Source organism: Pseudodesulfovibrio sp. 7M6 (assembly GCF_050058625.1).
Taxonomy (GTDB): Bacteria; Desulfobacterota; Desulfovibrionia; order Desulfovibrionales; family Desulfovibrionaceae; genus Pseudodesulfovibrio; species Pseudodesulfovibrio salinus.
On the sequence record NZ_CP188816.1, the window covers coordinates 340,632 to 361,385 of the forward strand.

Below are 20,754 nucleotides of genomic sequence, written 5' to 3' on the forward strand. Positions count from 1 at the left end.
CGAGATCATGGGACGGATTAGCTTTTGGCGTGTGGGTGGAGAGACCCTGCGTTTGGTTGGAGCGAACGCGGGTGTAATTTTTGTATATTTTTTAATAAATACTTTTTTGGCTTTAGCCGGAACGTTGATCGGGGTCCATGAGCAGGGCTTTACCGCAATTCGGGTCACATCTTTTCTGGTCGGGTTGTTGATGGATTTTGGCGTGTCCATCTCGGTCACGTATTTTATTGTGAGCGCCTGTCGCGGAAAACGTGGTTTTATCCCTCCCCGTCCTGTGCGGGTGTATCGTAATGTTGTCCTGACCATGATCGCGCTGTGTTTTCTTTGTTTACTCGCCGGTCTTCTGGGCGGGCTGCCGCGTTTCCTTGTCAACATATCCTCGCTGCCAAGTGATCCTCAGCAATGGTTGCTGCGGGATACCTTGGAGGCCATTGCCTATTTGCTGGCAATAGGGATTGGTATATTGCCGTTACTGCGCTTCGGTTTCATCTTGCCAGCCATAGTGATGGGTGATGCGGGTGACTATCGCCGCTCCTGGCGACTGACCCGTGGTTGCACGGGGCGGCTGTACCTGACCGTGCTGCTTTTTTGTATTCCTGCCTTTTTGATGGGCGTTGTCTGGATGATAGTATCGCCTGAAACCAGCGATTCCTTGAGCTTTAATCTTGCCGATACGGTAACTACCAGTACGGTCGTTTTCGCCATGTCCTGCTTCCTCTGCGTGCTTTACGCGGCTCTGGCCAGACGTGAGCGTGCAATGCGGGAATTGGAGCAGAAACACCTGGAAGGGGATTTGAACTTGGAACAGGGGGCTGCGCAATAGCAGCGGTATTTTGAACATGATTTACAAAAAGCTACAAGAAGTATCCCAGCGTAGGCAGCGAGACGACACTGTGACCCTTGCTGCGAGCTAGAAATAATCTGCTGCACGCCGAAGCCGTGAGGGCCGGATGGTGGCGGGAGGGCCGTGCTGTGCTGGGTGAGGCCGCCGGGCTGGTGCGGCGGAAGCCATGGGTCTATGGCAGGCTGGTCCTGCTGTATTTGCTGGTACGGGCTGTTTTGCCTCTGTTGCCGTTGGAAGGGCTTCAGGACGTCATTCTGTACTTTACCGCCTGGGTGGGCGGGTTGCTGCCCGAACTGGGGGTACTGGCCGTTATGCTGGCTCTTTGGTGCATGGCGGCCGCCCAGTTGCGTGGGGAGCCGTTGCGTCTGCCTGCGGATTTCCCCATGCGACTTGCACGAGCGCTGCCGTACGGCATCGCCTGTTACTTTCTGCTGGATTTTCTGGCCGGTAGCCTGGGCTGGGTCGTTGTCTGGGCATTGGACCCACCGGGCAAAGTGGCAATAGCGGTGTGGGCGGTTGCCCCGTACCTGGAGGGCGTACCCATCGCATGGCTTTCGGCCCGGTTCGGCTTCGTCATGGTGGGCATCGGCGCGGAAGGGCACATGACCTTACGCGAGTCCCGGGATTTGAGCCGGGGTAGGACTTGGCCGTTGATGTTGACCTTCCTGCTCTGGTGGATCCTTCGCCGCGCCGTTTATGACGTGGCCATATTCCTGTTGCCATCCAAAGCGGCCGACATGTATCTGAACTGGGCCGCTCCGACGCTGCGGGCGGGTGTGACTGTCTGTTTTGCCGTAGCGGCGGCCGTGTGGTACACGCGGCTTCATCCGGGCCATACGGCCGGGAAGTCTGAACCCATGAGGAATTCATCTGATGCATGATATAAGCGCCAGGAGCGTGCTTCGGCAGTCCGTGGCGATGATGTGGCGGCAACGGCTGGCCGTTCTCGGTTTTCTGGTCGTCCAGGCCGTGTTTTACGGTGCCTTCTCCAGTCTGGGGCTGGATGATCCTGAGAGGGTGCGGGACAGCCTGAACGGGGTCGGGAGCATGGCTTTCGGTTCCGGGGCGTTTTTTTTCTCGGTCATGGGCATGGTCATTTACCTGCTGTACAACCACTATGCCGTAACGGCTCTGCGCGGGGAGCCGATGCTGCTTCCCCTCCGTCCGTTGTTCTCGCTTGCGCGGTTCGTGTGGACCTGCATCAAGATAGGACTGGTCACCATGGTGCTGGGCGGCATCATCGCCGTGCCGCCTTCCTTTCTCGCTTTGGGGTTCCCCCAATTGCGGGACAACCCCGTGGCCATTGTCGGCGTGGTTGTGTATGCGTTCGCGGCGCTTTTCTGGCTGCTGTTCGTCACCCTGCGTCTCCAATTGGCCGTGCCCGGCTCGGTGGTGGGCGACGGCATCACCCTGCGCGAGGCGTTGCGGATTTCCCGGGGGCGGAGCTGGCGTATGCTCTGTTCCGTGATCCTGCTTATTCTTGCGGCTGCCGTAGCGGTCGTTGTCTTCTTCCTGCCCCTTGTGTTTATTCCCGGCGTTCCGTCCCTGTTGAGGGCCACGGCGCTGTCCATGCTCAACGGCCTGTTCGGCCTGCTCAGTTCGACCCTGCTGTGCGCATGGTACGTGCGGCTGGCCGATGGGAGAAGGCAGGATGGCGAGGCGTGCGGAGGAGAGGAGGCGCCCTGCAAGGATGACTCGGCCGGGGAAAATCATGAAGAATACTACGCGGCCGGAGCGGACGAGTAGCCGCGGCGTGTCGATTGGGCGACAAACGGTGCACAGCCTTTGCCACCGCGCCGGTTTGTGCTATTCCATGCCCATCGTTCCGAGGAACGATCCAAAATCATGGACCGTATCGACACCGTAGCCGTAACCCGGCAAACCGCTTATCTGCTCCGCAACCGTGGGCGGGCGCTGCTTTGCCCGACAACGTTCCTCGGAGTGGGATTCCTGTTGGCCAACATGGCCCGCTGGCTGTTCCCCGGTGTCTATGTCTTTGATCCCTTCGACATGGCCTGGCTGCTCATCCCGGAGGCGCTCTGGATCGGTCCGGTGCTGGCGCTGCTGCATTACCGTCTGCTTGATCCGGGCCATCCCTTTGCCCGGACCGACGAGCAGCGGTGGCTCAAGTTCGGCAAGGCGGTGGCCTATGCGTATGTACTGGCCATGCTCTATCTTGTGGGGCTGTTCGCCGCCACCCGGGGCATACCCGCCCTGGCCGGGTATCTGTTCGGCCCGGTTATCGCCCGGTTCTATCCGCTGATGGTGGTGGCCGTGGCAGTGCTGTTGCTGTTCGGATACGTGCGGCTGTTTTTCTCCTTCGCCTTTTTGGCCGGGGAAGTTCGGGAGCCGATGGTACGTTCCATCCTGCTCTCAAAGGGAAATGCGCGGAAGATCGTCTCCTGCCTCTTGCTTCCGTCCGTTCCCGTGCTTATTCCTTGGATGGCCCTGGCAGCCTTTGCCGGGGACTGGCTCGACCCGACCGGGGGGGCGTCCCTTCGGCCCGTGGCCGTTTTTGTGCGCACTGCGCTGCAAACCGTTGGCGCCGTATTGCTTTCCGCCGGGCTTTGCGCAACATATGAAGCCCTGATCGCCCTGAAGGGCGACGACGAATATCTCGCTTAGGAGTGACGATGCTCAAATACATCTTCGGTTCCAAAAATGACCGATACCTGAAGAAACTCAAGCCCATCATTGAAAAGATCAACGGTCTGGAACCACAGATGGCCGCTCTGGAAGACGCTGACTTTCCGGTAAAGATCGCCGCATGGCGCGGCCAGGTGGAAACAGGGGAACGGACCCTGGACGACCTGCTGCCCGAGTGCTTCGCCCTGGTGCGCGAGGCGGGCAAGCGCGTTTTCGATCCCCCCATGCGCCACTTCGACGTGCAGCTCATCGGCGGTATCGTGCTCCACCAGGGCAAGATCGCCGAAATGAAGACCGGTGAAGGCAAGACCCTGGTCGCAACCCTGCCCGTGGTGCTCAATGCCCTGTCCGGCAAGGGCGTGCACGTGGTCACGGTCAACGACTACCTGGCCACCCGCGACGCCGAGTGGATGGGCCAGCTCTACACCTTCCTCGGCCTGACCTACGGCATCGTGGTCCACGGTCTGACCGACGAGCAGCGGCAGCAGGCCTATGCCGCGGACATCACCTACGGTACCAACAACGAGTTCGGCTTCGACTACCTGCGCGACAACATGAAGTTCTACAAGGAGCAGCTGGTGCAGCGGCCGCTCAACTACGCCATCGTGGATGAGGTGGACTCCATCCTCATCGATGAGGCACGGACGCCGCTCATCATCTCCGGGCCGGGTGAAAAATCATCCGGTTTGTACCGCCGCATAGACGCCATCATTCCCAAGCTGATCATGTCCACCCCCATCGACCCGGACGACAAGGACACGCTGCCCGACGGCGACTTCGTCCTGGACGAGAAGGCCAAGTCCGCCACCCTGACCGATGCCGGTGTGGAAAAGGTCGAGGCCCTGCTCGGCGTGGACAACCTCTTTGATCCGCAGCACGTCTCGCTTCAGCACCATGTCCTTCAGGCCCTCCGCGCCCACCATTGCTATCAGCTGGACGTGGAATATATCATCAAGGACAATCAGGTGGTGCTGGTCGACGAGTTCACCGGCCGTCTCATGCCGGGCCGCCGCCTGTCCGACGGTCTGCACCAGGCCATCGAGGCCAAGGAGAACGTGAAGGTCGAGGCCGAGAACCAGACCCTGGCCTCCATCACCTTCCAGAACTATTTCCGCATGTACGAGAAGCTGTCGGGCATGACCGGTACGGCCGATACCGAGGCCGTGGAATTCGGCCAGATCTACAATCTGGAAGTCGTGGTAATCCCCACCAACCAGCCCATGATCCGCGAGGACAATCCGGACGCCATCTACAAGACCCAGCAGCAGAAGTACGAGGCCATCGCCGACGATATCGCCGAATGCTACCATCGCGGCCAGCCCGCCCTGGTGGGTACCGTATCCATTGAAAAATCCGAGCACCTTTCCGACCTGCTGAAGCAGCGGAAGATTCCTCATAGCGTGCTCAACGCCAAGCAGCACGAGATGGAAGCGGAGATCGTGGCCGAGGCGGGTCACCAGAAAAAGGTGACCATTGCCACCAACATGGCCGGTCGTGGTACGGATATCAAATTGGGCGAGGGCGTTCGCGAACTCGGCGGCCTGCATATCATAGGCACCGAGCGCCACGAGTCCCGCCGCATCGACAACCAGCTGCGCGGTCGTTCCGGCCGTCAGGGCGATCCGGGTTCCTCCCGCTTCTATCTGGCCCTGGATGACGACCTGATGCGCCTGTTCGGTTCCGACCGCCTCAAGGGCATCATGGACAAGCTGGGCATGGAAGACGGCACGGCCATTGAGAACAAGATGGTCTCAAGCGCCATCGAGAAGTCCCAGACCCGCGTTGAAAATCACCATTTCGAAATCCGCAAGCAGCTGCTGGAATATGACGATGTCATGAACCAGCAGCGCGAGGTCATCTACACCTTGCGCCGAGAGCTGATGAAGGCCGAGTCCGTTGAGGATGTGGCCCGTCGGCACGCCTCCGAGCTGTTGGAGGAAATCCTGAAGCCGGTCCTGGAAGCCAAGTCCGCAGTGGACGAGGAGACCGAGGAGGCCGTGCGCTCCCGTCTGGAAGAGGTCTTCAACTTCGACCGGTTCGAGGATTGGAAAAAGGGCGGCCTGCCCACTCTGGAACAGGCCGAGGCATGGGTGGAGGACATCTTCGCCTACCTGCGCGCCTCCACCAGCGATCATTATCAGGAAATCCTGCGCTACTTCCTGCTCGATTCCCTGGACCGCAACTGGAAGGAGCACCTGCTGAACATGGACTCCCTGCGCGACGGCATCGGCCTGCGCGGGTATGGTCAGAAGGACCCCAAGCAGGAGTACAAGCGCGAAGGTTTCGAGCTCTTTGCCGAGCTGGTCTACACCATCAAGGAGAACGCCATGCGCGCCTTCTCCCACCTGCGCATCGAGGCCGAGGTGAAGGACGAGGAATTCCAGCACGAGGAGACCGAAGACCTCAACTACGAGGGTGCGGACTCCGGCGACCAGAAGCCCAAGCAGGTGGTCAAGGAACCGAAGATCGGACGCAACGATCCCTGCCCCTGTGGCTCCGGCAAGAAATACAAAAAGTGCTGCGGCCGCTAGGCACTGCAATTGCTGACAGTAAAAGCGGCCGATCCGGGAACGGGTCGGCCGCTTTCTTTTTATGCTCCGGCAGCGCGGAAAGGCGATGTTTCCTCCTTGCATAGACACCGTGGCTAGGTATAGTGCGACGCTATGTGGCGTGTAATTCTATCCCTGTTCCTTGTTTTGTCCTGCGTGGTGCCTGCCTGGGCCGATGATCCCCAGTTCAATTCCTCGCCCGGATTTGTCCTCACCCGTCCCAATGACGAAAAGGACGGGCTCCGTGTCGGAACCCAGTTCAGCTACATCGGACAGTCTGACTTTACCAACGGCCTGGGCAGCGTGAGCGTGGCCCGGACCGAGATCAAGGCGGACTATTCCCGGTTCAGCCTGTCACTCGGCAACTCGCATTTTTTTTGGGAGAACAAGGGCGATGTCCGGTTCTCCTCGGGCGAGGGCCGTTCTCCCTGGGATGACCTCTATGATGTGTCGGCGCAGGCGAGGGTGCTCAACAATACCGTGGGCGACCATTGGCACTACTGGCTCAACGGGGAGTTGTCCTCCTCCTTTGAGAGCGAGTTCCCCGGCGCGGTGGGTGCCGGTATCGATGGCGGTGTGGCCTATGAGTTCTGGGACGGGTGGATGCTCGGCTTTTCGGCCAAGACCGTGGCGTTGAGCGCACTCAGCGATGCCTTGTTCGGCGATGTGAAGGCTGGTGTGGTGGTCGCTGTTTCTCAAAAATCCCTGCGCGATACCCTGCGGGCCACCGGGCTGATGCCGGATATCGCCGAGGGCAAGGATTCCATCGGGTTCAGCTTGTATCTGACCGGTGCGGAAAAGACCTATCGCCTCTCGCCGGACAGCCCGGTGCGGCGCAACGGTTTTCTCGGCGTGCGCCGATCCGCGGTGGGCGCGTCGCTGACTTATGCCCTGGACAAGCAGTGGTCCTTTTTCATCGGGCCGGAATACAACTACGGCCGCCAGTATATTCTCTATGACTCTTCCGGCCGCCAGTCCTCATCCCACAAGTTGAGCGATGCCTGGGGCGGAAGAATGGGATTACACTTCACCTTTTGACGGAGGCGGGCCTGATCCTGCCTCGCCCGCAGGGCGTGTGGACGGGCCATATCCTCGCACGACAACGCGGCTTCGGCGGCTGAATTTATTCCTCGCCGCCTATGCGCAGTTGCTGTCCTTCCTGGGATAAAACCCGTACCCGGCGGTCCGGCCGGGCGTATTTCGTCATGTCCCGGCCTACCATGTAGGTGAAGTGCAGGGTGTCGTCCCCGGCAAAGGGCATGTGGTAGATGATGACCTCTCGCGGGCGGAAGACGGTGTCGATGATGGCCTGGCCCGACGGATGGTGGAAGAAGATCGGATTGACGAAGGCTGCGTCGAGGTCCACGTCCTTCAGCCCCTTTTCAAAATACTCCGGCACATGGTCCGCATCGCCGGTGAAGAGCAGGTTGCATCCGCCGAGGGTGAGCAGGTAGCAGTCGTTGCGCACCGCCTGATACTGCGGTCCCATGTGGCGGGTGCCGATGGCGGTTATCTCTGTCCCGTTGCCGAGGTCGAACCGGGCGGTCTCTCCCGGCGCCAGACTCAGGGGGTGGATGGCGATGCCCTGGGCTTCGGCCTGTGCCGTCAGGTCGGCCATGGCCGGGGAACCGTGCGCCGCGCCGGGCAGGTAGATGCTCTGCACCTTTCGTTTGGCAATGAGCTTTGCAACCAGCCCGGGGGTGAAGTGGTCGGGATGCTCGTGGGTGAAGAGCAGGTGGTCCAGCTTTTCGAAGGGCGCGACACCGAAGCGCATCCGCACCAAATCCGCCTCCGGCACATGGCTGAAGGGGTGTCCGCCTTCGTCGTGGACGCCGTCCACCAGCCAGCCCGTATCTCCGTGCGTTACCAGCACACCCGCGTTGGCCACCAGAGTCACTATCGTCGAATCAGACACATCCTGCTCCTTTTGCGTGGGCAACCTCACACGGTGGTCGCCATGACATCCATTCCGGTTATGTCATTTCAACGGATGTGTCATGTGGTCGGAAAAGGAACACCTCCCGGCCGGGCAGGCTCAGGCGCGAAAGATGAAATAGACCGCGCCCAGCAGACAGAGGGCGGCCCAAAGGTAGTCCAACTTGAGCGGCTGGCCCATGTAAAAGATGCAGAACGGTGCGAATACGGCCAGGGCCAGAACCTCCTGCATGATCTTGAGCTGGGGCAGGGTGAGCGTGGTGTATCCCATCCGGTTGGCCGGGACCTGGATCATGTATTCGAACAGGGCGATGCCCCAGCTGAGCAACGCGGCCACATACCATGGGCGGCTGTGCAGGTCCTTGAGGTGGGCGTACCATGCAAAGGTCATGAACACGTTGGAACAGGTGAGCATGAGCGCTGTGAGCAGGGTTATCTTCATGCGATCTCCCGGATTGCAATGGTGTGTGCCGTGATGGGACGACAGTGCATATGACAGCTTTGCCCGGCCGTCCATAATAAAGACGAATTTAAGGCCATCCTCTTGACTTTACCACGGCGAGTTGCAAAGCAGTGGCGATGTCGATCACTACCGGTAAATTCGATGGGCTTGGTGTATCCTACGAGGACGGGACCAATGCCAAGCTGCTGGCCACCATTGCGCGGGGAGCCGAAGCGCTCACTTCGGGCAAGGGATGGCCGGACGGGGTGGACGACCTGCTGGAATCCCTGGGCCGGATCACGGGCGTGAGCCGGGTCTGGATATTCCAGACTATCCGCCTGACCGACACGCACATCACCCAGAACTATACCTTCGAGTGGGCCGCCGCGCCGCGCTACAAGCAGATCGGGATGCCCATGTTTTCCATGTCCACGAATCCCATCGACCGGCCCGGCTACCGGGACCTCATCGAGAGCCGGAAGCGCGGGGAGTGGCAAAAGGTCCTGACGGAGGACCTGAAACCCGGCTGGCTGCGCGACAGCCAGGTGGTGCAAAAGATCAAGTCCATGCTGACCATCCCGGTGATGGTGGAGGACGAGTGGTGGGGCACCCTGGGGTTCGACGACTGCGAGCGGGCCTATGACTGGTCGGACGTGGAGATATCGTTGCTTCGTGTGGCCGGGTACCTGATTTCCAACGCCGTGTTGCACGACAGGCTTTCGGCCAAGCGCAAACAGCTCGACATCCTGCGGCGGATTACCGACTCCGGGGCGTGGGCCTACGACTTCAAGACCGGGCAGGTCTGGTGCTCGGCCGAACTGATCCACTCCGTGCCCACGGCCACGGACAACTTCCGCCTGCCGCTGCGCAGCGCCCTGCACTGGGTGCATCCCGACGACCGTCACGGACTGCTCGTCTTTGCCCGTGACCATCTTTCAAAGGGCAAGAACGTGTTCCGTCACGATGTCCGTCTGTATATGGATTGCGGAGACATCCGCTGGGTGGAACTCATAGGCACGGTACGCCGTGGCGCTTCGGGCACTCCCGAGCAGTTCGCGGGCATCACCGTGGACATTCGCGCCCGCAAGCTGGAAGAGGAGCGGCTGCGCAGGGAGGCGGTCACCGATTCGCTGACCGGCGTTATGAATCGCCGTATGTTTCTGCGCACGCTGCGCGAGCACATCGACCAGGGACTCGACACGGGCAAGAGCTTTGCGCTGTTGCTGCTGGACATTGACTGGTTCAAGGGCATCAACGATCGGTACGGCCATGTGGCGGGTGACGAGGTCCTGCGCCACTTCGTCCATGTGTGTGACGAAACCCTGTCGCACCAGGGCATCATCGCCCGGCTGGGCGGCGACGAGTTTGCCGTGCTCCTGTCCGGCGTGGTGCTGGAGGAGGCCCGGGCCATAGGCGATCGCCTGCGCCGGGCCGTGCTCAATTCGCCCTGCCGTTTCGAGGGCAAGCGCATCCTGCTGACTGCCAGCGTCGGCATAACCGAACACAAGGGCGGCGTGGCGGACCCGGCCCGCATCATCGAAAGCGCGGACCTGGCCCTCTACGAGGCCAAGCGCGGCGGCCGCAACTGCCTGATGGCCGCTCCCGAGGGGGCCTGCCTGGATCGGAACAGGCGGAGTGGCGAGTAGTCCGGCGGCAGACTGTCTCCGCTGAAGCGCCCCCAATCGCTCGACTTCCACCCCCGCGCATGATACGGATTCGCAAAAATGAAAGGGGCTTTTCGGTTTCTTTCGTTTTTCCCGCCCGGATACCCTGACTGCGTTGGTCAAGGCCATTTCCCACCGGGCGGTTTTTTCCTTTTGAAGACAGGGAGACCGGCAAATGGACAAATATCAGAAGCAAGCCCTCCAGGTGGCCAAGGAAGTGGTCATCAAATTTATTGAGGTGGGCCGTATTTCCCCCGCCAATTTCGGTCAGAATTTCGATGTGATCTACAAGGACATCATCCGCACCATCTCCGGCGAGACGGCTGGGGACGGTTCCCGCGAGGACGAACTGGAGCTGGATGATTCGGGGGCGGAAGACTAGATGGCCAAGCCGCAGTGTGAATCCGCCACCGGAGCCACCACTCACGCCGAGCACGGCAAACGGGTGGAGGCCATGTTCGGCCGTATCGCCGGGTGGTACGATTTCCTCAATCACGCCCTGAGCGGTTGCCAGGATATCTATTGGCGCTACCGTCTGGCCAAGGCCGCGCGGCCCAAGCCGGGCGAGATGATCCTCGACCTTGCCGCCGGAACCATGGACGTTTCGGTGGAGCTGATGCGCCAGTACCCTTCCTGCAAGGTGGCGGCGCTGGACTTCACTCTGCCCATGCTGACCCACGGCAAGCGGCGCAAGCTGAAGAAGGGGCGGGAGAACGTCATTTTCCCGGTACAGGCGGACGGCCGTTGCCTGCCGCTGCCCGACGAATCCATGGGGGCGGCCACCATCGCCTTCGGTATCCGCAACATCCTGCCCCGCGAGGAGGCGTACGCGGAGTTCCTGCGCGTGCTCAAGCCGGGCGCGCGGTTGTGCATCCTGGAGTTCGGCACCGGCAGCCGCCGCGTGTGGAAGGGCCTCTACAATTTTTATCTGGAAAAGCTGCTGCCATTCATCGGCGACCGCATTTCCGGCGATCCCGATGCCTACCGCTACCTGGCCGAGACCATCAAACATTTCCCCGACGAACGCGCCCTGGCCAGGGAGATGCTGGACGCCGGGTTTGAGCGGGTATACGCCGTGCCCATGATGTCGGGCATCGTTTACCTGCACGTAGGCGAAAAGCCCAAACAGTAGCTTTTCGCAAGTAGGTTGGATGCGTTAAACGCGAAGCGAACCAAAGAGTTTTGGAGATTCTCAAGAACCTTTTCCAAAAGGTTCTTGAGCCGCCGGAGGCATTGGCCCCCGGCAGGGCCGCCGGAGGCATTGGCTCCCCGCAGGGCCGCCAGAGGCCATTCCACGGCCGCCGCGTCAAGGCGAAGGCTTTTTGCCAGCAGAGGGCTGGCGAGAGTGGTGCGGATGCTAGGCGACGGGCACAAAACGACCGCAGGCGTAGCAGCGCTACGTCGAGGATCGATTTTGCGCCCGGCAACGACGCAGACGCGCCGCTATCGACAGCCCGACCGCTAGAAGGTAAGAGAGCGGCCGAGCGATACGACGAGCAGGCCGAGGATGATGGCCGCCAGGCCGATGAAGCGAAGAAATTTCGGTTGCTGTTCCGCCAGCTTGACCAGCATAAGCGGCATACGCTCGGCGAACAGGAAGTAGGGAATGCCCTCGAAGATGAAGGCGAGTCCAACCGCCATGATGAGAAGGGGCCAGTCTATGTTCATTCTCCGGTGATAGCCGGGATGCAGACTGGTGTCCACCTGAAGGAACAATACGGAGACGGATCAAAGATATGAGCATGGTAACATTCGAATCACTGAAGCGTGGGGACGATGCGCTGGCCATAGTCGGTTTGGGCTATGTCGGCCTGCCGCTCGCGGTGGCCCTGGGCCGCCATTTTCGGGTCATTGGCGTCGATGTGTCGCAACGGCGCGTGGATGAGCTGAACGAGCGGCGCGACCGTACCGGCGAGGTGGATTTCGCCACCGTGGGAGACGATGTAAACCTGACCTTTTCGGCGGATCTGGCGGACCTGAAAAAGACCCGCGTCATCCTGGTGGCCGTGCCCACCCCCATCGACGAGAATCGCTCGCCCGACCTGCGGCCTGTTATCGGCGCCAGCACCTCGGTCGGCAAATTCCTGACGCCGGGCAGCGTGGTTTGCTACGAATCCACGGTCTACCCCGGCCTGACCGAAGAAATCTGTGTTCCGATTCTGGAGCGCGAGTCCGGCCTCAAGTGCGGCGTGGACTTCACTGTCGGCTACTCGCCCGAGCGCATCAATCCCGGCGACAAGGTGCACCGCCTGGAGACCATCACCAAGGTGGTGGCCGGACAGGACGAGCCTACGGGCGACCTGCTTCAGGCGGTCTACGGCTCCGTGGTCAAGGCCGGAACGCATCGGGCCGCGAACATCCGTACGGCAGAGGCGGCCAAGGTCATCGAGAATACCCAGCGCGATTTGAACATCGCCTTGATGAACGAGCTGGCCATGATCTTCGACCGCATGGGCATCGACACCCTGGACGTGCTGGAGGCCTCGGGCACCAAATGGAATTTCCTGCCGTTCCGCCCCGGTCTGGTGGGCGGCCACTGCATCGGCGTGGACCCGTACTACCTGACCTTCAAGGCCGAGGCCATGGGCTTTCATCCCCAGGTTATTTTGGCCGGGCGGACCATCAACGACGCCATGGGCAAGCACATTGCAGAGACCACAGTGAAGCGGCTGATCCAGAACGACTGCAAGGTAAAGGGCGCGCGGGTCGGCGTGCTCGGCCTGACCTTCAAGGAGAACGTGCCGGACCTGCGCAACACCCGCGTGGTGGACATCCTGGAGGAACTCCTGGACTACGGCGTGGACGTGCTGGTGCACGATGCCATGGCCGATCCCGAGGAGGCGCGGGAGGAACTGGGCGTGGAACTGTGCGCCATGGAAGACATGACCGATCTGGACGCACTGATTCTGGCCGTGGGGCATGACGAGTACAAGTCGCTCACGCCGGAAGCACTTCTGTCCTGGTTCAAGTCCCCGGATACCGCGCTGGTCATCGACGTGAAGGGATTTTTTGATCGGGCCGCGCTGGATGCGGCCGGCATCGCCTGGTGGCGGCTGTAGGAGACGGTATGCTCGTAGTTCTCGCCGCCACGGACAAGGAAATGCATGCCGCCCTCGGCCATGCCGGGGCCCCGGCCCTGGAACAGGGACGGGAAGTGGCCTTTTCGACTGCCGGGCGCGACCTGCTGCTCTGCGTTACCGGAGTGGGGCTGGTCAATGCCTCGCTGCACGCCGGACGTCTGCTGGACAGGCCGGGCGTGGATGGCGTGCTCGTTGTGGGCATAGCCGGAGCCTATAATACGGGCGACTTCCCCCTCGGTTCCGCCTGTTTTGCATGGCGGGAAATCTGGCCCGAATATGGGTTGCTGGACGAGGACGGGGGTGTTGATGCCGAGGGTATCGGCTTTCCGCAGGAGACTCTGGACGGCAAGCCGGTCTGGGATCGGGTGGACCTGAACCCGACCAACGACGCGGAACGCATGGGGTTGCATCTGGGAGAAACATGGGGACGGGCGTCGTCCGTAACTGTTTCCTCGGTGACGGGTACCCCGGAGCGTGCTGGCTGGCTTTCGGCCGCCTACACCGGGGATGTTGAGAACATGGAGGGCTTCGGCCCCGCGCTCGCCGCCGTCCGGCAGGGAGTGCCTTTTCTGGAACTTCGGACCATCTCCAATCTGGTGGGGTCCCGGGCCGCCGACGAATGGGATGTCGGGGGCGCGCTGAAGGGGCTGGGCAATGCTGTCCGCCACCTTTTATCCGGGGCGTAGAAACCTTTACTTCCGACGGGCAAACGGCCATACTGGACTGATATGAACGACTTGCTGCGCTATTTCGAGCGGGAACTCCCCGCGATCAACGGATTTCTCGATGCCGAGACGGATCGGCTCAACGGGCTGGTCCGCGATGTGGCCAAGCACATCATCGGATCGGGCGGAAAGCGCATCCGGCCGGTGCTTACCCTGCTTTTTGCCCGCGCTCTGGGGTACGGCAAGGATGACTACCACGCCATTGCCTGCTCGCTGGAGCTGCTTCATTCCGCCACCCTGCTCCATGACGACTACCTGGACGACGCCGAACTCCGGCGCGGAAAGGTGGCGGCCCATATCCAGTTCGGCCGCACCGAGACCATCCTGGCAGGTGACGCGCTGCTCGCCTTGGCCAACGAGATGGGCGCGCGCTATGGCAATGCCCGGCTTTCCTGGCTGCTGGCCAGGGGCATTATGGACACTGCCGTGGGCGAAATCGAAGAGATAGAATTTTCCCGCAATCCCTCCCTGGACCGCGAAACCTACATGGCCATCATCATCGGCAAGACCGCACGACTCATCGAGTGTGCCTGCCGGTGCGGGGCCGCCCTGGCCGGGGCCACCCCGGAGCAGGAGGACGCGGCCGGAGAATTCGGCCTGAACCTGGGCATCGCCTTCCAGCTGGTGGACGACGCCCTGGACTACGCCTCCCCGACCTCCGAAACCGGCAAGCCGGAAGGGGGCGACCTGCGCGAAGGCAAGGTGACCCTGCCGCTCATTCTCCTCATGGAGGAGGACGGAGCCGGTAGCGGGGAACTGCTTGCCGGGCTGCGGGACAAGAGTCTGACCGAGGAACAGTGCAAGAGCGTGCTGGACCGCGTGCGGGCAGGAAAATATGCGGACAAGACCCGTGCCGAGGCCGCCGTCTTTGTGGAAAAGGCCAAGGCAACATTGACCTCCCTGGGGGAGAGCGAAGCCGTGACCGTGCTGGGGCAGGCCGCGGACTTTGTGCTGACCAGAACCAAGTGATTCAAGGCCGGTTTCCGAGTGGGGAATCGGCTTTTCAGCTGCCATACGTGATTTGAGGAGAAAGACCATGCTGTGTCGTGTCGTCGTCGGCCTGAAGGAAAACGTGCGGGACGTGCTGGGTGAGAAGATCGCCCGCAAGATCCGGAGCGAACTGGGTATGAGCGTGGACGGTGTGCGCATCGTCAATGTCTACACCCTGGAAGGACTGAGCCCCGAGCAGGTAGATCTGGCCATTGAACGGGCCGCCCTGCATGACCCCGTGCTGCACGAGGTTTCGCTTGCGCCGCTGGCCCGTGATTTCGACTGGATCATCGAGGTGGGTTTTCGCCCCGGCGTGACCGACAACGAGGGCCGCACTGCCCGTGAGACCCTGGGCGTTGTCCTGGGGTTGGACAAGAAGGCGCTGGAAGGCGTCAAGGTCTACACCTCCCGCCAGTATCTGGTCACGGCCGACATGGCCGAGGACAGCGCCCTGCGCATCGCCCGCGACCTGCTGGCCAACGAGCTGATCCAGCGCTACGAGTTCAAGTCCGCCGCACAGTGGGCCAAGGACCCCGGTTTCGAGGCCAAGGCCGCCCGGGTGACGGGCAAGGCGTGCGACGAGGTGGCCATCATTCCGCTTTCCACCATGAGCGATGCGGAGATCATGGATTTCTCCCGGGCCAATACCCTGGCCCTGTCGCTGCGCGAGCTGCACATGATCCGGGACTGGTACGCGGAACCGGCCGTGCGCGCCGAGCGTGAGGGCATGGGACTTTCCACCGATCCTACGGACGCCGAGATCGAAGTGCTGGCCCAGACCTGGTCCGAGCACTGCAAACACAAGATTTTTTCCGCCAAGATCGACTACGAAAACAAGGAGACCGGCACCAAGGCGCAGTTCTCCAGCCTGTACAAGACCTTCATCCAGAACTCCACCAAGCAGATTCGAGAGCGCAATGCCGCCACCCGCGAGGGCGGGGACTACTGCCTGTCCGTGTTCAAGGACAACGCGGGTGTCATCAAGTTTTCCGAGACCATCAACGTCTGCGTCAAGATGGAGACGCACAACTCGCCTTCCGCCCTGGACCCCTACGGCGGAGCCCTGACCGGCATCGTGGGCGTCAACCGTGACCCCATGGGCACGGGCATGGGCGCGAACCTGCTGTGCAATACCGATGTGTTTTGCTTCGCCTCCCCGTTCTTCGAGGGCGAACTGCCGCCCCGGCTGCTGCACCCCCGTCGTGTGTTCGAGGGCGTGCGCGAGGGCGTGGAGCATGGCGGCAACAAGTCCGGCATTCCCACGGTCAACGGTTCCATCGTATTCGACGAGCGCTACCTGGGCAAACCGCTGGTTTACTGCGGCACCATCGGCACCATGCCGGTGACCGTGGCGGGACATCCGTCCTATGAGAAAATGGCCGAGGTGGGTGATGCCATCGTTATGTCCGGCGGCCGCATCGGCGCGGACGGCATCCACGGCGCGACATTCTCTTCCGAGGAGTTGCACGAGGGCAGCCCGGCCACGGCCGTGCAGATCGGCGACCCGATCACCCAGCGTAAGATGTACGACTTTCTGATGCGGGCGCGTGATCGCGGCCTGTACCACGCCATCACCGACAACGGAGCGGGCGGTCTGTCCTCCTCTGTTGGCGAAATGGCCGAGGACTGCGGCGGGTTCGAGATGGACCTGTCCAAGGCCCCGCTCAAGTATGACGGCCTCCGCCCCTGGGAAATCCTTATCTCCGAGGCCCAGGAACGTATGACCATGGCCGTGCCCCAGGACAAGCTCCAGGAGTTCATGGACCTTTCCGCCGAGATGGACGTGGAATCCACCGTGCTCGGCACCTACACTGATTCCGGCCGCTATCTGGTAAAGTACGGTGACAAGGTCGTCACCTGCCTGGATATGGATTTCCTGCATCACGGCGTGCCCCAGATGGAGCTGACCGCCGTGTGGGAGCGCCCGGAGATTGCGGACGAGCCGGTACCGGCCGTGAGCGACCAGAGCGCACTGCTCAAGGGGATGCTCGGTCGGTTGAATATCTGCTCCAAGGAATACGTCGTGCGCCAGTACGACCACGAGGTGCAGGGCAAGAGCGCGGTCAAGCCCATGGTGGGCATCAAGGCCGACGGCCCGTCCGATGCGGGTGTCATCCGGCCGGAACTGTCCAGCGACAAAGGCCTGGTGGTTTCCCACGGTATCTGTCCCCAGTTCTCGGACCTGGATACTTACTGGATGATGGCCAATGCCATTGACGAGGGTGTGCGCAACGCCGTGGCAGTTGGCGGCGACGTGGACTGCATGGCCGGTGTGGACAACTTCTGCTGGTGCGACCCGGTCCAGTCCGAGTCCACGCCCGACGGTCACTACAAGCTGGCCCAGCTGGTGCGTGCCAACCAGGCGCTGGCGCATTACTGCCTCGGATTCGGCGTTCCCTGCGTGTCCGGCAAGGACTCCATGAAGAACGACTACAAGGGCGGCGGACGCAAGATTTCCATTCCGCCGACCGTCCTGTTCTCGGTCATCGGCGTGGTGCCGGACGTGAACAAGTGCGTGACCTCTGATTTCAAACAGGCTGGGGACGCCATCTATCTGCTGGGTATTACCCGGCCCGAATTCGGGGGCAGCGAAGTTGCGGCGCAGCTCGGATTCTCGGGCGGACAGGTGCCCCAGGTGGACGTTGTATCCGCCAAGGCGCGGTATAGGGCCGTGTTCCAGGCAACGCAGGCCGGGCTGATCTCCGCCTGTCACGACTGCTCGGACGGCGGGCTGGGCGTGGCTTTGGCCGAGATGTGCATCGGTGGCCGGATGGGCGCGTCGGTGAACCTGGACAGCGTGCCGGTTGTTGGTGAACTGGACGCGACGGGCAAGCTCTATGCCGAATCGGCCAGTCGTCTGCTGGTTTCGGTTCCCGCTGCCAGCAAAGATGCCTTCGAGGCACTCTTCGCCGGGCAGATTCTGGCTTGCATCGGTACGGTCGCAGATGGGGCGACCCTGCTGGTGGAGTCGGATGGGAAAGTTGTCCTGCAAACCTCGGTGGAAGAACTGGCCGAGGCGTTCAAGGCCCCGTTGAACTGGTAACAAGTCAAAATAAGTTGCGTACTTTACCTGATAGAAAAAAGGTTCTATAGCGTATAGTTATTGGAGGGGCGAATCCCAACTGGCGGTAGGGATCGATTCATATGGTTTCGTGTGCTGGGGGTGGTGCATGTTGGAATCTGGCTGGTTGAAGGGCGGTCTGGCCCTGCTTTGTTCACTGGTGCTTGTCGGTGTGGTGATGAAGGGCGTGGGAAAGACCAGCTCCGGGCAATATGTCGGGAGCGAGGCCTGCGCCGAGTGTCACCCGAATGAGTATAGCAACTATAAAAAGTATTCGAAAAAGGCACATTCCGGCAACGCGGTCAAACTCATGTCGGGTGATTTGACCAAGGAAGAGCTGGAAGAGTGTTATCACTGTCATATGACCGGATTCGGCAAGCCGGGCGGTTTCGTCAGCTTTGAGGAAACCCCTGCCATGGCCGATGCCGGTTGCGAGACCTGTCACGGGCCTGGGGCCGATCACGTCGAGTCCGGCGGTGATACCGATCTCATCAAGGCCAAGCTTCAGCTTTCCGACTGCGAGGGATGCCATAATCCTGATCGCGTGGCCGCGTTCGACTTCAAACCGCTGATGTTCGGCGGGGCGCACTAGGAGGCTGCCGTGCAATTCATCCGTCAGTCCCTGGGCATCAAGGTCATTCTGCTTTCCTCTTTGTTGACCATTGCCGCGTTCACCGGCCTGTTCGTCTACAATTCGTATTCCACCTACAACAATACCCTGGAAGACGTGCACAAGGCGTCCGAAGAAGTGGCCGATCTGCTGTACATGGCCATCGAGGACCCCATGAGTGTTGGCGACAACGATGGAACCGCCATCAAATTCAAGCAGGTGGGCGAGCGTTATTCGCATATCGGCGCCTATCTCACCGATTACAAGGGCGAGATAACCTACTCCACGAAATCTGGAGTGGTGCGTAAGAACATCACCAAGGTTCGCAAGGAAGATGGACTGCCCGCCCTGATAGACAGGAGCCACAAGGAACAACTGGCCGAGGGCCGGTTGATGAAGATCGACGGCAAGCTCCAGTTTGCGGAGGTCAAGTCGATCCTCAACTCCAAGTCCTGCTATCACTGCCACGGCCATACCAGGAAGATTCTCGGCTCCATGGTCCTTACCGTGGATGTCAGCGACCAGTTCCAGGCGCTCAAGACCAACCAGATGCGCTCCGCCGCCATCTCGGTCTTTGGTGTCGTGGCCTTGCTGACTGCGCTTATCCTGTTCATGCGCCGCAATGTGGTCAACCGCATCACTTCCATTGCCGTCACTGCCGAGGAAGTAAGCCAGGGCAACCTGAATGCCCGGTTCAATGTGCAGGGGAGCGACGAACTCGGTTCCCTGTCGCGCTACCTGACCGAGATGGTGGACCAGATCAAGGACCAGCTCCAGTACAATAAGAGTGTGCTTGAAGGCATTGTGGTGCCCCTTTTTGTAACCGATGCTGAACAGCGTTTGCAGTTCGTCAATCCTCCACTTCAGGAAATCATGGGCATGTCCGAGGACGCTGTCCGCGGTCGTACAGTGGAGGAACTCTTCGAGTGTGACGAGGGGGATGATACTTGCGACGCTGCGGCTGTCATTGAGAGTGGAATCTCCATTTCAGGCAAGTTCCATTTTCGCCGTCCCGACGGCAAAGTCTCCCCGCTGCACTTCGAAGCTTCGCCCTTGGAGGATGCCGAAGGCCGCGCCGTGGGGGCCATCTGTGTCCTGATCGATCTGACAAGGGAAGAGCAGGACCGCAAGAACATCGAGAAGCAGCGCCAGGATCTGCTGGTGGTGGCCAACGAAGTCACGGAAGTGGCAAACAGCCTCAATGAGGCTTCCGACGTGCTTGCCGAGCAGATGAAGCATCTGGCCCGCGGCGTGGATACCACGGCCGATCAGACAGGCCAGGTTGCCACGGCCATGGAGGAGATGAACGCCACAGTCCTGGAAGTGGCCAAAAACGCGGCCGAAACTTCGGAAGCATCGGGAAAGGCCAATCAGGTTGCCGCCTCGGGGGGAACCGTTGTCGGCAAGACCGTTGCCGAGATCAATTCGGTGGCCGAGATAACGGAACATCTGGCCGACGCTCTGGCCTCGCTCTCCGACCGAGCCGAGAACATCGGGCAGGTCATGGCGGTAATTAACGATATTGCGGACCAGACCAACCTCTTGGCGCTTAACGCGGCCATTGAGGCGGCCCGGGCCGGTGAGGCCGGACGGGGATTTGCCGTTGTGGCCGACGAGGTGCGCAAGCTGGCCGAAAAGACCATGACCGCCACCAAGGAAGTGGAAGAGGCCATCCGGCTTATCCAGCAGTCCACCACCGACGTGGTCAAGGAGATGGATACGGTCAAGGAGCGGGTAATCAACACTTCCGGCATGGCCAAGGAGGCTGGTGGGGTGCTCGACGAGATAGTGGGCCACTCCAACTCCATAGCGGACATGGTGAGCGGCATTGCCACGGCGGCCGAGCAGCAGTCGTCCACGTCGGACGAGATCAATACCTCGGTCACACATATCAATGAACTCTCGCAGGAGGTCCTGAGCGGCATCCGCGAATCAAACGAGAGTATCGGTGAGGTTTCCAAGCTTGCCCAGGATCTTATGACCCTGGTGGCAAAGTTCAGAAATTAGCCGTGAAAAGAGAGCCAAGTGGGCGGTCCGGGGAGTGATCCGGACCGCCCTTTTTTTATTTTTGAAGTTTTTCCCCAATAAAACTAGCTGGTAAGTATGGGATTTGCGAATATTGAGATTCTAGGATAAAAGAGCAACGCTCTTGAAGAGCTACGTACAATATGGCGGTGATGGAATTCGCTTGACTTTGGGGAGAGTCAC

At 60.9% G+C, this 20,754-nt stretch carries 18 protein-coding genes; 15 read left to right on the plus strand and 3 right to left on the minus strand.

The features are described from left to right. The first annotated feature begins 7 nt into the window (after positions 1 to 7). The 6 genes from ACI0FG_RS01525 to ACI0FG_RS01550 all read left to right on the plus strand — a co-directional run bounded on the left by ACI0FG_RS01525 (position 8) and on the right by ACI0FG_RS01550 (position 7,077). Positions 8 to 823, plus strand: coding sequence for a hypothetical protein (locus ACI0FG_RS01525; protein ID WP_419786795.1), 816 nt, complete (start codon positions 8 to 10; stop codon positions 821 to 823). A gap of 77 nt (positions 824 to 900) precedes the next feature. Then, entirely contained in the window at positions 901 to 1,725 is an 825-nt protein-coding gene (locus tag ACI0FG_RS01530) for a hypothetical protein (RefSeq protein ID WP_419786796.1), read from the plus strand. Then, positions 1,718 to 2,590, plus strand: coding sequence for a hypothetical protein (locus ACI0FG_RS01535; protein WP_419786797.1), 873 nt, complete (start codon positions 1,718 to 1,720; stop codon positions 2,588 to 2,590). Before ACI0FG_RS01530 ends, ACI0FG_RS01535 begins: the two co-directional genes overlap by 8 nt. 99 nt (positions 2,591 to 2,689) lie before the next feature. Further along, the gene (locus ACI0FG_RS01540; protein WP_419786798.1) at positions 2,690 to 3,469 is read left to right on the plus strand and encodes a hypothetical protein; all 780 of its coding nucleotides are present in this window, start codon (positions 2,690 to 2,692) and stop codon (positions 3,467 to 3,469) included. Positions 3,470 to 3,477: 8 nt separating this feature from the next. Next, positions 3,478 to 6,021, plus strand: a complete 2,544-nt coding sequence (gene secA, locus ACI0FG_RS01545) for a preprotein translocase subunit SecA (RefSeq protein ID WP_419786799.1) — start codon at positions 3,478 to 3,480, stop codon at positions 6,019 to 6,021. A 132-nt stretch (positions 6,022 to 6,153) separates the two neighbouring features. Then, positions 6,154 to 7,077 (plus strand): hypothetical protein, encoded by a 924-nt coding sequence (locus ACI0FG_RS01550; protein WP_419786800.1) that lies wholly within the window; start codon positions 6,154 to 6,156, stop codon positions 7,075 to 7,077. A gap of 85 nt (positions 7,078 to 7,162) precedes the next feature. Here the strand turns inward: ACI0FG_RS01550 and ACI0FG_RS01555 are convergent, their stop codons facing one another. Next, positions 7,163 to 7,954, minus strand: a complete 792-nt coding sequence (locus ACI0FG_RS01555) for an MBL fold metallo-hydrolase (protein WP_419786801.1) — start codon at positions 7,952 to 7,954, stop codon at positions 7,163 to 7,165. A gap of 120 nt (positions 7,955 to 8,074) precedes the next feature. Beyond that, on the minus strand, positions 8,075 to 8,416 hold the full coding sequence (locus ACI0FG_RS01560) for a DMT family protein (protein WP_419786802.1): 342 nt from the start codon (positions 8,414 to 8,416) through the stop codon (positions 8,075 to 8,077). Positions 8,417 to 8,553: 137 nt separating this feature from the next. On the opposite strand from ACI0FG_RS01560, the gene ACI0FG_RS01565 reads away from it, so the two are divergent. The 3 genes from ACI0FG_RS01565 to ACI0FG_RS01575 all read left to right on the plus strand — a co-directional run bounded on the left by ACI0FG_RS01565 (position 8,554) and on the right by ACI0FG_RS01575 (position 11,212). Next, on the plus strand, positions 8,554 to 10,062 hold the full coding sequence (locus ACI0FG_RS01565; RefSeq protein ID WP_419786803.1) for a sensor domain-containing diguanylate cyclase: 1,509 nt from the start codon (positions 8,554 to 8,556) through the stop codon (positions 10,060 to 10,062). 193 nt (positions 10,063 to 10,255) lie between these two features. Further along, positions 10,256 to 10,462 carry a hypothetical protein gene (locus ACI0FG_RS01570; RefSeq protein ID WP_419786804.1) on the plus strand — a complete coding sequence of 69 codons (207 nt, stop codon included), beginning with the start codon at positions 10,256 to 10,258 and terminating at the stop codon, positions 10,460 to 10,462. Continuing rightward, on the plus strand, positions 10,463 to 11,212 hold the full coding sequence (locus ACI0FG_RS01575; RefSeq protein WP_419786805.1) for a ubiquinone/menaquinone biosynthesis methyltransferase: 750 nt from the start codon (positions 10,463 to 10,465) through the stop codon (positions 11,210 to 11,212). It abuts the gene before it with no gap. Positions 11,213 to 11,541: 329 nt separating this feature from the next. On the opposite strand, the gene ACI0FG_RS01580 is transcribed toward ACI0FG_RS01575, so the two are convergent. Beyond that, entirely contained in the window at positions 11,542 to 11,748 is a 207-nt protein-coding gene (locus ACI0FG_RS01580) for a DUF2065 domain-containing protein (RefSeq protein WP_419786806.1), read from the minus strand. 68 nt (positions 11,749 to 11,816) lie between these two features. On the opposite strand from ACI0FG_RS01580, the gene ACI0FG_RS01585 reads away from it, so the two are divergent. From ACI0FG_RS01585 to ACI0FG_RS01610, 6 genes are all read left to right on the plus strand, one after another. Continuing rightward, positions 11,817 to 13,139, plus strand: a complete 1,323-nt coding sequence (locus ACI0FG_RS01585; RefSeq protein WP_419786807.1) for a nucleotide sugar dehydrogenase — start codon at positions 11,817 to 11,819, stop codon at positions 13,137 to 13,139. An 8-nt stretch (positions 13,140 to 13,147) separates the two neighbouring features. After that, positions 13,148 to 13,846: a futalosine hydrolase gene (gene mqnB, locus ACI0FG_RS01590; protein ID WP_419786808.1), complete on the plus strand. Its 699-nt coding sequence runs from the start codon at positions 13,148 to 13,150 to the stop codon at positions 13,844 to 13,846. Positions 13,847 to 13,888: 42 nt separating this feature from the next. Continuing rightward, positions 13,889 to 14,854: a polyprenyl synthetase family protein gene (locus tag ACI0FG_RS01595; RefSeq protein ID WP_419786809.1), complete on the plus strand. Its 966-nt coding sequence runs from the start codon at positions 13,889 to 13,891 to the stop codon at positions 14,852 to 14,854. 67 nt (positions 14,855 to 14,921) lie between these two features. Further along, positions 14,922 to 17,918 (plus strand): AIR synthase-related protein, encoded by a 2,997-nt coding sequence (locus ACI0FG_RS01600; RefSeq protein ID WP_419786810.1) that lies wholly within the window; start codon positions 14,922 to 14,924, stop codon positions 17,916 to 17,918. A gap of 196 nt (positions 17,919 to 18,114) precedes the next feature. Next, positions 18,115 to 18,528 (plus strand): cytochrome c family protein, encoded by a 414-nt coding sequence (locus ACI0FG_RS01605; RefSeq protein WP_419788338.1) that lies wholly within the window; start codon positions 18,115 to 18,117, stop codon positions 18,526 to 18,528. 9 nt (positions 18,529 to 18,537) lie between these two features. Further along, positions 18,538 to 20,553 carry a methyl-accepting chemotaxis protein gene (locus ACI0FG_RS01610; protein WP_419786811.1) on the plus strand — a complete coding sequence of 672 codons (2,016 nt, stop codon included), beginning with the start codon at positions 18,538 to 18,540 and terminating at the stop codon, positions 20,551 to 20,553. The last annotated feature ends 201 nt before the right edge of the window (positions 20,554 to 20,754 follow it).